Here is a 14,087-nt window from a genome sequence, read left to right as displayed (position 1 = left end):
CCCGTCCCCAACGCGAGAGAGAGAACACATACCAAATGAACAAAAAACTGATCTGCGCGGCGCCTATCGCGATCGCGGCAGCGTTGAGTCTGTATGCGTGCGGCGGCGACAATGTCACCGCGCAACCGGACATCACGTCGATCAAGACGGTCGTGGTGATCTACGCGGAGAACCGCAGCTTCGACAATCTGTACGGCAACTTCCCCGGCGCCAACGGTCTGCAGAACGTGACGGCGGCGAGCGCCACACAGGTCGACCGCGACGGCACGGTGCTCGCCACGCTGCCGCAAGTGTGGAACGGCCTGACGCAAACCGGCGTGACGCCGGTCGTGACGCAAGCGATGACGGCCAACCTGCCGAACAGCCCGTTCGCCATCGACGATCCGAATGGTTTCAACACGCCGATCACGGCCACGACGCGCGATCTGTATCACCGCTTCTATGAAAACCAGATGCAGATCAATGGCGGCAAGAACGACAAATTCGCCGCGTGGGCGGACTCCGGCGGCCTCGTCATGGGTCACTACACGCTCAACGCCGACAAGCTGCCGTTGTGGAAAATCGCCCAGCAATACACGCTGGCCGACAACTTCTTCATGGGCGCGTTCGGCGGCTCGTTCCTGAATCACCAGTGGCTGGTTTGCGCGTGCACGCCGACCTATCCGAATGCGGACAAGAGCCCGGCAGCCGCCTCGATCTCGTCGGTCGAGAGCGACGGCGTGACGCTGAAGCTTGCGACCAACTCGCCGGCTTCGGCGCTGAGCGGGCCGCCGAAATACGTGCTCTCGGGCAATCTGACGCCTGACTTCTACGCGATCAACACGATGCAGCCGCCGTATCAGCCAAGCGGCAACAAGGCGGCTTCGGGGGGCGACGCCAACCTGGCCGACCCGACTGCGGCCACCACGTTGCCGGCGCAAACGCAACAGCACATCGGCGATCTGCTGAACAACGCGAAGGTGTCGTGGGCGTGGTACGGCGGCGCGTGGGGTGCGGCGGTGTCGGCGGTGCAAAGCGGCACGTCGAACGTGATCTACGGCGCGAATCTGACGGCGCCGAATTTCCAGCCGCATCACCAGCCGTTCAACTACTTCGCCGATCTCGCACCGGGCTCGGCGAACCGTTCGCAGCATTTGCTCGACGGCGGTCTGGCGGGTTCCGAGTTCATCAAGGCGATCGACGGCGGCACGCTGCCGCAAGTGTCGTTCTACAAGCCGCAGGGCAACCTGAACGAGCACGCGGGTTACACCGACGTCGCCTCCGGCGACCAGCACATCGCCGACGTGATCTCGCATCTGCAGAAAAGCCCGCAGTGGAACAACATGCTGGTGGTCGTGACATACGACGAAAACGGCGGCTTCTGGGACCACGTCGCGCCGCCGAAGGCCGACCGTTGGGGTCCGGGCACGCGGATTCCGGCGCTGATCATTTCGCCGTACGCGAAGAAGGGTTTTGTCGATCACACGCAGTACGACACGACGTCGATTCTGCGTTTCATCACGCATCGCTTCGCGCTGCCGACGCTGCCAGGTATCGCCGCGCGTGATGCTGCGCTGGTCAGCAACGGCAGCAAGCCGATGGGTGATCTGACGGCAGCGCTGAACATCAGGCAGTAATCCGTTAGCAACAGTCCGCCTGACGGTGGGATTTTGACGGGGCAGCTTCGGCTGCCCTTTTTTGTTTTCGTCGCGCGGATCATCCCACGGCGCACGCGACTCGTTATCGACGCAAACAGCGACACAACGCGTTTGCACGAGCGGCGTATGCTTCGACGCAGGACGCAATCATTCCCGCCGATGGCGGCTCGAAACCCATAGCAACGTGTTGCAGGCTTGCCCACTTATTCAGGAGCTCGACAGCATGACTGAAAAAACCATCAAGGTACCCGGCCCCGATCATCCGATCACCATCGAGCCGGACAAAGCCCACGTGGTGGTGACGGTAGCCGGCCGCGTGATCGCGGATACGCGCAATGCGCTCGTGCTGCGCGAGGCGTCGTATCCGCCGGTGTATTACATTCCACGCAATGACGTCGAGATGACGCTGTTGGAACGTACCGATCACGCAACCTATTGCCCATATAAAGGCGATTGCGCGTACTACAGCATTCCGATCGGCGGCGAGCGCGCAGTGAATGCGGTCTGGACCTACGAGTCGCCCTACGCGGCCGTGAAAGAGATCGCCCAGCATCTGGCGTTCTATCCGAACCGGGTCGATTCCATCGACGTGCAGCCGGCGGGGTAAACGGCCATGCGCGCATCGCAGCGGTGAGGCTTCGATGCGCGGCGCCAGGCTTTTGAAGTACGGCAGGAGGGACTCGAACCCCCCACCCTCGGCTTAGAAGGCCGATGCTCTATCCAGCTGAGCTACTGCCGTAATGACGTGAGGCGATGCTACACACGAAACGTGTACAACCTGCATCGCCCGCAATGAGAACCCTTAACGGGCATTGGAACCTGTGCTGTATGACTGCCACAGGGTTCATGGGATACCGAAATTCTAACTGACCGGGCCGAGGACTGTGGAAATCCAATCCGGCGCACGGCACCGCTGATCGGCAGTCACCACGCCGCATCGCAAAACAAACGGGCCCGACGCGTTGAGCCGGGCCCGGATTATAACCGATCGCTTCCTACCCGCCAGTCGCACACCGGCACTTAGCGGGCTGTAGCGGGCGTGTCAAACGCAATCAGACCGGCTGCGGATGCAGCACGAACCAGCCGAGGAACACGATCCCCGCGATCACGCAGTACACGCCGAACGAAGCCAGACGTCCGCGGCCTTCGAAATAACGCATCAGGAAACGCACGCTGAGATAGGCGGCGATTGCGGTCAGCACGCCGCCGAGCAATGCATCGGCGAGCTGGCCCGGCGCATGGAACAGTTTCGGCAATTCGAGCACGCCGGCCGCGAAGATGATCGGCGTGCCGAGCAGGAACGAGAACTCGGCGGCCTTCTCAGTCGTCAGGCCGGCCGCATTCCCGGCGATCATCGTCAGACCGCTGCGCGAGAAGCCCGGAATCAGCGCGCCGATCTGCGCGAGGCCGACGAAAAACGCCTGGCGGAAGGTCAGCTTCTCCGGCGCCTGATGCGCGCGCGAACGTTGCAGGCGATCTCCGAACCACAGCAGCACCCCATTCACGATCAGGGCGGCTGCGACAATGCGCAAATCGTGAAAAATCAGCTCGAGACGTTTCTCAAGAATCAGCCCGACGAGGCCCGCCGGAATCGTGCCGATGATGAGCGCCCACATCATGTGCGCGTCGTCGTTGCGACGACCGCCGAACGAAGCGAAGAAGCCACGCACCAGCGCGCACCAGCGCTTGCGGAAGTACCACAGCAGCGCGAACGCCGTACCGAGGTGCAACGCAACGAGGAACGGCAGCAACTGCGGCGCGTGCTTGTCGATATGCATGCCGAACAGGCCGGGTACGAGCAAGGTGTGGCCAAGGCTGCTGACCGGGAACAGTTCGGTGACGCCTTGCAGCACGCTCAGGAAAATCAGAAACGACAGGTTCACGCGGCGGTCCTTGTAAGGAAAATGTCGGGGAACAGCGCGCCGCACAAGGAGATCGACGGCGCGTCAAGAGCGCACCGATTATGCCTGGCTGCAAAGTCAGCGCCAAGCGTTTGAACCGCATTCGGGGAAATATTGATGCGCCGCGTCACAACTGGAAACCGTTGTTACGCCGCAGCAAAAGAAACAGAGCGCCGCCGGTGGCCGCCCTGCGATCATGAGAAATTCAATGTACTGATGGTCGAAACTTGTGCCAGGCCCGCATTGACGGCCCGGCGGAAGGCGAAGCAGATGACTGGATCAGCGCTCGAGCTTGTAGAAAAAGTAGACCGTGCTTGCCGCGAACATGCCGAACAGCGCCACACCCATTGCCATTGCGAGATCCATAAAGCCTCCTGAGCCGATCTCGCCCGGTCGTTGAAGTGGCCGGGCAGTCAGTGGATTATCGACAAGGATAGTGCTTCCCGGACACCCGCAATTTCCCGAGAAGGGTTTCCCCGTAGCGCAAAGCAGCGCAAAATCGTTGCTTCGCGAGCCGTTACGCGGCGTCGTTCGAACGTTCACAACCCGCGTTCGAGCCGCGCTCAACTCACTTGAACCGCACCCAACCTTTTCTCAACCAGCCCATCGACCATGCCCCTCTCCCCGCAACAGGACATTCTCGAGATCGCCCAGGACGCCTCCGTGCTCCGTTTCTCGCCGCAAGCCGGCGGCCGTCTTTTGTCGTGGATCATCAACGGCGAAGAGGTCATTCATTGGCCCGAGAACGCCGACTGGAGCCAGCCTGCCAGGATTCGCGGCGGCAACCCGCTGCTGTTTCCGTTTCTGGGCCGGCATCGCGTCGACGGCAAGATCGGCTTCTGGCGTGACGCACAAGGCACGGTGCGCGAATTGCCGATGCATGGTTTCGCACGCGACCTGCCCTTCGAAGCCCACGCTGACGTACACGGCGCCGGTTTGCGCATGACCCTCGCCGACAGCGACGCGACACGCGGCGGCTATCCGTTCGGCTTCCGTTTCGAAGCGACGTACCGACTCGTCGATACGCATACGCTGGAAGTCACGCTAAGCACCGCCAATACCGGCGACGTGCGGCTGCCCTACTACGCCGGCCATCACTTCTATTTCACGCTGCCGCATACGCAACGCGCCGAGACCTCGTTGGAACTGCCGCCCACCGAACGGTGCTACCAGCAGAGCGACGGCTCGATCAGCGCAGCAGAACCGGGCGCGGCGCGCTACACGCTCGACGAGGCGCGCATTCTCGACCGCTTCCATTGTCTCGTCGGTGCGCCGGACCAACCGGTGCGCCTCGTTGCGCCCGGACTGAACCGGGTCATCACGATCGATCTGCAACGGCCGGACTCAGTGCCCTGGTATGCGGTCACGACATGGACCGAAGCCGCTGACTCGGACTTCTATTGCGTCGAGCCGTGGCTGGGTCTGCCGGATGCGATCCACAACGGCCTGGGACTGCGCTGGCTCGAACCAGGACAAACCGAGACAGCCGCACTGCGTATCAGCGTCAGCAAGCTGCGCTGATGGCAGGTTTTCCGCTCATCGTGACGTGACGGGTTACGTGGCTTTTCGCCGCGTTCCCGCCGTGCGCGCCCGCCTCTGCATCCGTTTTTCGGATGCTGCAGCGCAAAACCGTTAGAATCGGACGCTTTGCATCTACCTGCCGCGTGATCGGGATCGGCGCGTGGCAGCGCTTTGCGAGGTCCAATGCTCAACACAACAAGAATCATGAAACGGCTCGCCTGCGCGTCGTTGCTGGCGGTGCTTGCCGCCTGCGGGTCCGCTCCGGTGGGGCCTGGCTTTTACCGCGTCGAACGGGGCGATACCCTGTCGAAGATCGCGCGCAGCAACCGGCAACCGGTGCAAAACATCGTGCGCTGGAACAACCTGACCAACCCGGACAGCATCGAGGTCGGACAGGTGTTGCGGGTCGCGCCACCGGGCAATGTGGCGTCTACAGGCGGTGCCGCGGGTGGTGCAGCGCGTAGCAGCGGGGCAGGAAGCGCGAGCGCTTCGGCGGCGCCCCGGCCGGCACCCGCCGATAGCGCGCCGCCGTCCGCGCCGGCTTCGGCGATCTCGCTGGTATGGCCCGCTGACGGCACGGTGATCCGGCCCTTCGACGGCGCCAATTCGAAGGGCATCGATATTTCGGCGGCGGCGGGCACCCCGGTGGTTGCCGCGGCGCCCGGCACGGTGGTTTATGCGGGTAACGGCTTGCGCGGTTACGGCAACCTGCTGATCCTCAAACACAACGCCGACTATCTGACTGCCTACGCGCACAACCGCGTGCTGCTGGTGAAGGAAGGCCAGTCGGTCGCCCGCGGCGACAAGATCGCCGAAATGGGCGACACCGACACCGACCGTGTCATGCTGCACTTCGAACTGCGCTATCAGGGCCGCTCGATCGACCCGTCGCGGGCACTGCCGGCGCGCTAGCCGCCCGGCTTCAGGCACGCGCCCTGCAACAGCAGTCGAGGGAACCGCGCGTGCTATAAAACGCCCAATCCTATGCATGACGCGGCTTCGCGCTGCGTCTTCCCCTGTTATCTGTAAGGAATCTGCAATGAAGAGCGCACTGGCGTCCTTAACAACGGCCGCGGCGATCGGCCTCGGCCTGCTGACGCTCGGCAGCCTCGGCGGCTGTTCCAGCACCACCACCATGACCTACCTGCCAAGCGGCGATACGGGCTTTGCGATCAACTGCAGCGGCAGTGACGCGAGTTCCAGTTGGGCCGAGTGCTACAAACGCGCGGGCGAGGTCTGCGGCAACTACGGCTACGACGTCGTTTCGAAGGACGTCGACAACGGCGCGACCTCGGGTGGCTCGATCGGCGGAGTTTTCGGTGCGAACGTCAAAAACCGGTCGATGGTGGTTCGCTGCAAGCAGTAGAGGCAACGTGGCAACGCAATAACGCAGGCGCAGGGCCGCTCGAGCTGGCGGCGGCGCCAGCGGCCAGAGCGCGGATCGACGCGTTCGGCGAATGCGTGCGGCAAACGCGAACAGCGCGCCGAGCGCGATCGGCCAGAAAAAAAAGCCCGGCACGAGGCCGGGCTAACGGGGGTTCGGCGCATATCGGCAAAGGACCGGTTCACCATGCGCCAGAAGGAAATCTAACAACCCGCCTTTACAAGCGCAATCTATTAATTTCGTGGGCAATGTGACGCGGCGTACGGAGTCCGCATTACGTGAAGAGAAAATGTCGGAAATAAGCTGGGTAAACGCCCTTATCTGCCTCGCATGAAACGTCATAAAATCAACAAGTCAAAATCGCGCGCGTGGTTCGCCGGGCCTTATAAATCAAGCACCTACCCACGCGTCACCCGAAAAGCCTGACGAAAGCCCTTTGACCGATTCCCGCCAGCCCCGCCCAGCATGATCCGGACGCTTTATGTATTGCGAACCTTTAGTGCGCCAACGCACCATACCGAGGTATTAGCGATTATTGAGCGACGCGAATAAGTAATCGCATTTCTTCACAACAAATTCGCGAATAGCGAATACATTAAAAATCTTCAAATCCGCTGACAAATTGCGAGATTGAAAATCGACCGCGGTTAATGAATCAATAGATTAGATGATAAGCACAGGCCTTGATTCGTTCAAGCTGGCCGAATGGCTAAAATCGGCCAGCTTGCAGCGCGATCACATGACTCGCAGGCCCAGTTCAGTCACGAGCACAGCCGCCTGCTGATGCGAAATCGTCGCGCCCTTGAACAGCGCCGCATCGACGAGCCGCACGCCGCTCAGATCCGCCTCGCGCAGGTCCGCGCCGTCAAAGCGCGCGCCTTTCAGATGGGCATCCTTCAGACTGCCGCCGTCGAAGATCGCCTCGCGGAAATCGACGCCGGCCAGATCGGCGTCGGAGAAATCGAGTTGCTGGAGGGTGGCTTTGCGAAACGACAGGCCGCGCAAATGCGCGCCCACCAGCAAGGTCTCGACGAAGCTCAAGCCGAGCGCCGTACAGGCTTCGAAATTGGCGCCCGTCAGCTTGCAACTGTGAAACGACGCCGAGGCAAGCTTGGCGCGCCGCCAGCTCGTGTTGTTCAGATCGCTCGATTGGAACGCCGCATCGACCAGATCGGCCGACGCGAAATCCGCCTGGCGGCCGCGGCAACGAACCCAGCGCGTGTGCGACAGCGCCGCGCCAAAAAATGACGTCTCGACGATCGTGCAGCGATGAAACTCAGCGCCGCGCAAGTCGAGTCGCGACAGATCGGCGCCTTCGAAATCGCAATCGGTGAAATGGAGCGGCTCTCTATTGCCCGCCATGCTCGTGCCAATGAGGCGCTCCACATCGGTGCGCGTGAGTGTGGCGTCGGCCACCACATGAGCTTGCGCGCCCGCAGCGCGCGCCGTTGAATCCAGTGACATGAAGGTTCAGAATGAATTTTGCCGAAAGACCCTAAGCGTACCGGAACGCGCGCCGCCCTGGCGATCCGCGCCGATGGTTTATAGTAACGGCCCCGTCAGAACCCGCTTACGATGACTTCCAACGACGCCACTCATAGCCCGCTGTACGCCAAACTGCTCGCCGAAACCGCCAAAATCGGCTGGACCGAACTCGAACGCTTTTTCGCGCGCGGCATGCTGCTGCGCGTCGCACGCGACATCGATCTGGTGAGCGTCGCCGAAGCCATCGCCAGCGACGACACCACGCAGGTCACGCAATGGCTGTCTTCCGGCCTCGTCGAACGCGTGCAGGCGGAAACCGCCGCCGATTTCGCCGCGCGCGATCCCGATCTGTGGGCAGTGGTCGTCTCGCCATGGGTGTGCGTGCAGGAACGTAATTGAGCGACCCCGCGCACGTCCCGAAGGAAGTCCCCCTGGGGAACGGCGCGAGCGCGACGGCCCCCGCCGTCCCGGTGCGCTGGCATCGCCGGGTGCTGACGCTGGCGTTTCCAATCGTCCTCGCCAATCTCACCCAGCCGATTCTCGGAGCAGTCGACACTGCCGTCGCCGGCCATCTGGATGGCGCGTCCTATCTCGGCGGCGTCGCGCTCGGCGGCCTGTTCTTCAACTTCGTGTTCTGGGGCTTCGGCTTCCTGCGCATGGGCACCACGGGCCTCGTCGCGCAAGCGCACGGCGCGGGGGATCACGCCGAGTTGCGCAACAACGTCGTACGCGCGTTGTTGCTGGCGGCGGCGATCGGCGCCGCGGTGCTTCTGTTGCAAGTGCCACTGATCGATTACGCATTACGCATGATCGGCGGCAGCGACGCGGTGCAGCGCCACGCGCAGATCTACTGCCACGCGCGCATCTGGGCCGCGCCGCTCGCGCTCGGCAACTACGTGGTGCTCGGCTGGCTGCTTGGTACGCAGCAGGTTCGGCTCGCGCTGCTGTCGCAAGTGTTCATCAACAGCGTGAACATCGCGGCGGTGCTGTTGTACGTGTACGTATTCGATTGGGGCGTGGCCGGCATCGGCGCGGCCACGGCCACCGCCGACGCGCTCGGCTTCGTGCTCGGCGCCGCGTTGTTGTGGCACGGCCGGCCGCGCGGTTTGCCTGCGCTAAACCGCGCCTCCCTCTTCGACGCTCCAGCCCTCAAGCGCCTGGTGGTACTGAATCGCGATATCTTCGTACGCACGCTCTGTCTGCTGTCGTCGTTCGGCTGGTTCGCGCATCTCGGCGCGAAGCAAGGTGACGCCACGCTTGCCGCCAACGCGCTGCTGCTCAATTTTCAGACCTTCATGGCTTATGGACTCGACGGCTTCGCTCACGCGGCCGAAGCGCTGGTCGGCGCTGCGATCGGCGCGCGCGACCGGCACGCTTTCGCGCAGGCCATCAAGGTGACCGCGCTATGGTCCGCGCTCGGTGCGCTGGGCTTCTCGCTGGTGTACTGGGGCGCGGGCTCATGGATCATCGAAGGTCTGACCAATCAGGCCGTCGTGCGCGCCACGGCCGAGACTTATCTGCCATGGGCCGCGCTCTTACCGGTGATCTCAGTGTGGGGCTTTCTGCTCGACGGCGTGTTCATCGGCGCCACTCGCACGCATGAACTGATGACGTCGATGGTGGTCTCGTTCGCGGTGTTCGTGGCGGCCTCGTGGGCCTTGCTGGCGCTGTATGGCAATCACGGTTTGTGGGCCGCGATGCTGATCTTCATGGCCGCGCGCGGCGTCACGCTCGCGCGCTTTTTGCCAGGTGTCGTGCGAGGCATGGCGGTGGCAGCGGTCTGAACGACAACGCCGCACACGGTTACGGCTTGAAACAAGCGCACACATATCACGCGTGCACCTCGCCCTAGAATAACTGCAGCCCGCGCTGTCCGCGCGAATAGTCTGCGCGGGTCAGAAGCGCCGGCGTGCCCGCGCCGGTGCTTCGCTTTCGTTCCCGGCAAACGCTCAGGGCGCGGGCGCCATGACGGGCGGACGGTCGTCGGTAGGCACGCCGTGGTAGTCGACGGGATCTTTCGGCGGCGGGCCGCCATGGTGGCCGGAAGGATCGTTGGCACAGCCGGCGAGCCCGGCAGCCAGCATCAAGACAGTCAACAAAACGCGGTTCATAGACTCTCGAAACAGAATGACAATAACGGCAACGAAGCGCCGAGAGTCTACCTGCAATTCGCATTCGACGATGTCGCGGCAGGCCGCGTCCCCATGCCACCCCCTGCCATTTTGTTACGCGTGTCCTACTATAGAGGCACGGCTGCGTGTCATAGGAGACTGCCATGGACGCTGAATCGATCGCAGGTCTGATCGGACTTGCAATAGGCCTGCTCGTGCTGCTCGCCCTGTCGATTTTCGAATCGAGAACCTACCGGCGCGAACACGACGGCGAAGGCATGCTGCATCACTGGATCACGCACCAGCACATGCCGCACTGGATGCGTCGCCGGCATTGAGCGGACAAACGGCGCGGCGCACTGCACCTTTTTTCATCCCGACGCAATTCGTGATTGACTCTGGCACCCAATGCCACGTAGAATCTCGGATTCGTCGGAGCGTAGCGCAGCCTGGTAGCGCATCTGATTTGGGATCAGAGGGTCGAAGGTTCGAATCCTTTCGCTCCGACCACGAAAAGCAATACGAAACCCGCGTAGCCTTCGGCTTCGCGGGTTTTTGCTTTTTGGGCGCCAGGGGCTGATGCGAACTGATGGGAACATTCGGCACGCGCCACCGCCTTGCGTCCTCACGAGCTCGCATGCGACAGTGATTGAAAACCCGGCGCTGTTATCTACGCCGCAACCAGAGTCAAGGAGACACGCATGAATCTGATCCTCTGGCGTCACGCCGAAGCCGAAGATTTCGCCGCGAGCGATCTCGCCCGTGCGCTCACCACACGGGGCCGCAAACAGGCGCAAAACGTCGCCAAGTGGCTGCGCACTCGTCTGCCCGAGGACGCAGTGGTCCTCGCGAGTCCTGCGGTGCGCACCATCCAGACCGCGGAAGCCTTGAGCGACCAGTATCGCGTGGTGCGCGAACTCGCGCCTAACGCCAGTGCGGACGATGTGCTCGAGGCCGCAGGCTGGCCAAAAGGGATCGCACCCACTGTCGTGATCGTCGGCCATCAACCAACCCTCGGCCACGTTGCGGCGCGTTTGCTCGGCAATAGCGGAGCGAGTTGGCCGCTGAAGAAAGCCGGCTTGTGGTGGATCGAGAGCCGTGAGCGCGACGGCGACGACCAGGCCGTGCTGCGCGCGGCGATGAGTCCCGATCTGATCTGAGCTGAACTGAACCGATCAGGTCACGCGGCCTGGTACTCAAAGAGGCGCAGTTGCGCCCGCCAGTCCCAACGGTCGCGCAGAAACAACACATGACCCGCCCGGACCACGACATTACAAGCCGCGCGCACGCAGCTTACGGGCAGTCATCCAATCGTCACAGCTTTGCCATGCGAGCGTCACCAGGCGTTACTACATTGGCGAAAAAAGAAATCTCCCTTTTTTCGACCAGGACGCCACATGCGAGAACTGCCGACGCCCACCCTGCCCCTGGCTTCGATCTTCGAAACGCGCCGCCTGCCGCGCGCCGAAGAGACAGTCACCGCCCAGCATCGCCTGCAAGTGACGTGGGCACGCACCGACGAGCAACTGCGCGAGGCCCAGCGTCTGCGCTACCGCGTATTCGCCGATGAAATGGGCGCCCGTCTGACGGGTCCGGCCGGCCTCGACGTCGATGCGTTCGATTCATACTGCGATCACCTGCTGGTGCGCGATCTCGACACGCTGAAGGTGGTCGGCACCTATCGCGCGCTGCCGCCGCATCAGGCCGCCCGTATCGGACGCCTGTATGCCGAAAGCGAATTCGACGTGTCACGTCTCACGCACCTGCGCGCGAAGATGGTCGAAGTGGGCCGCTCATGCGTGCACCCCGACTATCGCAGCGGCTCGGTGATCATGTCGTTGTGGGCAGGGCTCGCCGCGTACATGAAGCACAACGGCTACGAGACGATGCTCGGCTGCGCGAGTGTCGCGATGGTCGACGGTGGCCACTACGCAGCGAATCTTTACTGCTCGCTGCGCGACAACGCGATGACGGCGCCGGAATATCGCGCGTTCCCGCACACGCCGCTGCCGGTGGAAGAATTGCAAACCGGCGCCGACGTCGCACCGCCGCCGCTGGTGAAGGGCTATCTGCGCCTCGGTGCGAAGATTTGCGGCGCACCGGCCTGGGATCCCGACTTCAACACCGCCGACTTTCTGACGCTGTTGCGCCTGACGGATATCAACGCGCGTTACGCGCGGCACTTCCTCGGCGACGCATCGCCACGCTGAGCGGCACACGCGAACCGCCCGGCATATTCAGCCGGCGGCTGAGCGACTGAAAACTGAAGCGCATAAAAAAAGCCCAGCTAATCCGCCGGGCTTTTTCATTTACCGCGCATGATTCTCAATCGTCCGTGTAAACCACGCGATAGGGAATGCCAACCTTCTCCCACTCTGCGGCTTCCTGGATCAGACTGTAATCCGTCAGCGGATTGTTAGCCACCCACTCATTCGGCAAACGCACTTCGTAACCGCCATTGACCTGCGCAACCGCGATCCCCGGCAAGCCGACATCCGCACGCCGGCGGCACAGCAGCGCCGCGAGCCGCAGACAGAACAGCAGCGGCCATTCCACTTCGCGCGTTTGCGACAGCTTGCCGAGTTTCCCCGCGTGGCCGAGCACCAGCGCGGCGAGCCGCGCCTGATCGGTGCGCGAAAAACCCGGCATGTCGGCGTTGCTGGCGATATAGGCGGAATGCTTGTGATAGGCGCTGTGCGAAATCGACAGCCCGATTTCGTGCAAGGCCGCAGCCCAGCCGAGGAACATGCGATTCTCGGCGCGGCGCTCTTCGTCCGGTTCGGCAAACTGCTCGTAAAAGCGCACCGCGAGTTCACCGATACGCCCGGCCTGCGCGCGGTCCACACCGTAACGGCGCATGAAGCCTTCCACCGTCACCGTGCGCATGTCCTCGTGCTGCGAACGGCCCAGCAGGTCGTACAGCACACCGAGGCGCAGCGCGCCGTCTGTCGTATCGACGTAATCGACGCCGAGTTCGTCGAACACCGCGATCATGATCGACAGGCCGCCGGCCAGCACCGGAATGCGATCGCCCTTCAACGCGACCAGCTTCAGACGATTGACGTTTTCCGCCTTGATCAGCGCGCGCTTGAGGCGCTCCAGCCCACCGCGCGAGATGCCGTGCGTGACGCCCGGATCGTTGAAGCCATTGGCCTCGACCAGTTCGGCGAGCGCCCGCGCGGTGCCGGACGAGCCGATCGCCTGTTCCCAGCCGGTTTTCTTGTATTCGGCAGAAATGATCTGAATTTCACGGCTCGCGGCAAGTTCGGCCTGGCGCATCGTGTATTCGTCGACATTGCCCGCCGGGAAGAATGCGCGGCTATGACTCACGCAGCCGATATACAGGCTCTCCATCTTGATCGGCGTGTAGTGCGAGCCGATGATGAATTCCGTCGAGCCGCCTCCGATATCCACCACGAGACGCTTGCCCGCGCTTGCGGGCACAGAGTGTGCAGCGCCTGCATAAATCAGGCGCGCTTCTTCACGCCCGGCGATCACTTCGATCGGAAAACCGAGCGCGGCTTGCGCCTCGCCGAGAAACTCGCCCGCGTTCTTGGCGATGCGCAACGTATTGGTGGCGACGGCGCGAACGTGATCGGGATGAAAGTCGCGCAGCCGCTCGCCGAAGCGCTTAAGCGCGTCCCAGCCGCGCACTTGCGAGGCGCGGTCGAGCATCTTGTCGCGCGACAGACCGGCGGCAAGACGCACCGGTTCGCGCAACGCATCGACCTGATAGATCTGGCTGCCCGCATCGGTTTCCTCGACCCGGCCTACGATCAGCCGGAAGCTGTTCGAGCCGAGGTCGACGGCAGCGAGGAGTTGTGGAGTAGTGACCATCGAGTAAGCGGACTCCATGCGCGCGAGCGCGGCGGCGGTAGATGCGAAAGGTGCCGGATGCCCACCGGATGCCTTGGGCGCCTTGTGGCCGGCCGCGCTGTTCAAAGACGCCATTCTAAGCGTACCGGACCTCACGATGTCGCCTCGCAGTAATGGGGGTGCCCTATGGTCCCACATGCACTGCGTCATAATTACGACACGCAATGAATAC

General features: G+C 62.8%; 14 protein-coding genes and 2 tRNA genes. 11 read left to right on the top strand and 5 right to left on the bottom strand.

What is annotated here, in order from left to right:
• Positions 1-35: 35 nt before the first annotated feature.
• Complete coding sequence (locus M0D67_RS18690; protein ID WP_266239348.1) at positions 36-1,616, top strand: acid phosphatase; 1,581 nt, start codon at positions 36-38, stop codon at positions 1,614-1,616.
• 244 nt (positions 1,617-1,860) lie between these two features.
• Positions 1,861-2,244 carry a DUF427 domain-containing protein gene (locus M0D67_RS18685; RefSeq protein WP_154566352.1) on the top strand — a complete coding sequence of 128 codons (384 nt, stop codon included), beginning with the start codon at positions 1,861-1,863 and terminating at the stop codon, positions 2,242-2,244.
• Positions 2,245-2,302: 58 nt separating this feature from the next.
• Here M0D67_RS18685 and M0D67_RS18680 read toward each other — a convergent pair.
• Both M0D67_RS18680 and M0D67_RS18675 read right to left on the bottom strand, forming a co-directional pair.
• Positions 2,303-2,376, bottom strand: a tRNA-Arg gene (locus M0D67_RS18680).
• Positions 2,377-2,689: 313 nt separating this feature from the next.
• Positions 2,690-3,520, bottom strand: coding sequence for an undecaprenyl-diphosphate phosphatase (locus M0D67_RS18675; protein ID WP_266239347.1), 831 nt, complete (start codon positions 3,518-3,520; stop codon positions 2,690-2,692).
• A gap of 630 nt (positions 3,521-4,150) precedes the next feature.
• On the opposite strand from M0D67_RS18675, the gene M0D67_RS18670 reads away from it, so the two are divergent.
• From M0D67_RS18670 to M0D67_RS18660, 3 genes are all read left to right on the top strand, one after another.
• On the top strand, positions 4,151-5,059 hold the full coding sequence (locus M0D67_RS18670; protein WP_154566351.1) for an aldose epimerase: 909 nt from the start codon (positions 4,151-4,153) through the stop codon (positions 5,057-5,059).
• Between the two features lie 183 nt (positions 5,060-5,242).
• Positions 5,243-5,971, top strand: a complete 729-nt coding sequence (locus M0D67_RS18665) for a peptidoglycan DD-metalloendopeptidase family protein (RefSeq protein ID WP_154566350.1) — start codon at positions 5,243-5,245, stop codon at positions 5,969-5,971.
• A gap of 127 nt (positions 5,972-6,098) precedes the next feature.
• The gene (locus M0D67_RS18660; protein ID WP_097389968.1) at positions 6,099-6,425 is read left to right on the top strand and encodes a hypothetical protein; all 327 of its coding nucleotides are present in this window, start codon (positions 6,099-6,101) and stop codon (positions 6,423-6,425) included.
• Positions 6,426-7,178: 753 nt separating this feature from the next.
• Here the strand turns inward: M0D67_RS18660 and M0D67_RS18655 are convergent.
• Positions 7,179-7,907, bottom strand: a complete 729-nt coding sequence (locus M0D67_RS18655; protein WP_171925338.1) for a pentapeptide repeat-containing protein — start codon at positions 7,905-7,907, stop codon at positions 7,179-7,181.
• Between the two features lie 111 nt (positions 7,908-8,018).
• Here M0D67_RS18655 and M0D67_RS18650 point away from each other — a divergent pair, with 111 nt between their 5' ends.
• Both M0D67_RS18650 and M0D67_RS18645 read left to right on the top strand, forming a co-directional pair.
• Positions 8,019-8,327: a DUF2288 domain-containing protein gene (locus tag M0D67_RS18650; RefSeq protein ID WP_154565256.1), complete on the top strand. Its 309-nt coding sequence runs from the start codon at positions 8,019-8,021 to the stop codon at positions 8,325-8,327.
• Positions 8,328-8,359: 32 nt separating this feature from the next.
• On the top strand, positions 8,360-9,712 hold the full coding sequence (locus M0D67_RS18645; RefSeq protein WP_171925410.1) for an MATE family efflux transporter: 1,353 nt from the start codon (positions 8,360-8,362) through the stop codon (positions 9,710-9,712).
• 165 nt (positions 9,713-9,877) lie between these two features.
• On the opposite strand, the gene M0D67_RS18640 is transcribed toward M0D67_RS18645, so the two are convergent.
• Complete coding sequence (locus M0D67_RS18640) at positions 9,878-10,027, bottom strand: hypothetical protein (RefSeq protein WP_266239365.1); 150 nt, start codon at positions 10,025-10,027, stop codon at positions 9,878-9,880.
• Between the two features lie 176 nt (positions 10,028-10,203).
• Here M0D67_RS18640 and M0D67_RS18635 point away from each other — a divergent pair, with 176 nt between their 5' ends.
• From M0D67_RS18635 to M0D67_RS18620, 4 genes are all read left to right on the top strand, one after another.
• Positions 10,204-10,377: a hypothetical protein gene (locus tag M0D67_RS18635; protein ID WP_166618274.1), complete on the top strand. Its 174-nt coding sequence runs from the start codon at positions 10,204-10,206 to the stop codon at positions 10,375-10,377.
• Positions 10,378-10,472: 95 nt separating this feature from the next.
• A tRNA-Pro gene (locus M0D67_RS18630) sits at positions 10,473-10,549 on the top strand.
• A gap of 191 nt (positions 10,550-10,740) precedes the next feature.
• On the top strand, positions 10,741-11,199 hold the full coding sequence (gene sixA, locus M0D67_RS18625) for a phosphohistidine phosphatase SixA (RefSeq protein WP_154565257.1): 459 nt from the start codon (positions 10,741-10,743) through the stop codon (positions 11,197-11,199).
• A gap of 237 nt (positions 11,200-11,436) precedes the next feature.
• Positions 11,437-12,249, top strand: a complete 813-nt coding sequence (locus M0D67_RS18620) for a GNAT family N-acetyltransferase (RefSeq protein ID WP_154565258.1) — start codon at positions 11,437-11,439, stop codon at positions 12,247-12,249.
• A 115-nt stretch (positions 12,250-12,364) separates the two neighbouring features.
• Here M0D67_RS18620 and ppx read toward each other — a convergent pair whose 3' ends face one another.
• On the bottom strand, positions 12,365-13,990 hold the full coding sequence (gene ppx, locus M0D67_RS18615) for an exopolyphosphatase (RefSeq protein WP_154565259.1): 1,626 nt from the start codon (positions 13,988-13,990) through the stop codon (positions 12,365-12,367).
• Positions 13,991-14,087: the final 97 nt, after the last annotated feature.

It is taken from the genome of Paraburkholderia sp. SECH4 (assembly GCF_030511745.1).
Lineage (GTDB): Bacteria > Pseudomonadota > Gammaproteobacteria > Burkholderiales > Burkholderiaceae > Paraburkholderia > Paraburkholderia madseniana.
Note: the sequence above shows the minus strand (reverse complement) of the source record. Positions and strands in the feature narration are given on the sequence as shown.

Coding starts and splice junctions, on each gene's coding strand:
- M0D67_RS18620 (WP_154565258.1), top strand. CDS start 11,437: ATGCGAGAACTGCCGACGCCCACCCTGCCCCTGGCTTCGATCTTCGAA.
- M0D67_RS18655 (WP_171925338.1), bottom strand. CDS start 7,907: ATGTCACTGGATTCAACGGCGCGCGCTGCGGGCGCGCAAGCTCATGTG.
- M0D67_RS18690 (WP_266239348.1), top strand. CDS start 36: ATGAACAAAAAACTGATCTGCGCGGCGCCTATCGCGATCGCGGCAGCG.
- M0D67_RS18660 (WP_097389968.1), top strand. CDS start 6,099: ATGAAGAGCGCACTGGCGTCCTTAACAACGGCCGCGGCGATCGGCCTC.
- ppx (WP_154565259.1), bottom strand. CDS start 13,990: ATGGCGTCTTTGAACAGCGCGGCCGGCCACAAGGCGCCCAAGGCATCC.
- M0D67_RS18635 (WP_166618274.1), top strand. CDS start 10,204: ATGGACGCTGAATCGATCGCAGGTCTGATCGGACTTGCAATAGGCCTG.
- M0D67_RS18650 (WP_154565256.1), top strand. CDS start 8,019: ATGACTTCCAACGACGCCACTCATAGCCCGCTGTACGCCAAACTGCTC.
- M0D67_RS18670 (WP_154566351.1), top strand. CDS start 4,151: ATGCCCCTCTCCCCGCAACAGGACATTCTCGAGATCGCCCAGGACGCC.
- sixA (WP_154565257.1), top strand. CDS start 10,741: ATGAATCTGATCCTCTGGCGTCACGCCGAAGCCGAAGATTTCGCCGCG.
- M0D67_RS18665 (WP_154566350.1), top strand. CDS start 5,243: ATGCTCAACACAACAAGAATCATGAAACGGCTCGCCTGCGCGTCGTTG.
- M0D67_RS18685 (WP_154566352.1), top strand. CDS start 1,861: ATGACTGAAAAAACCATCAAGGTACCCGGCCCCGATCATCCGATCACC.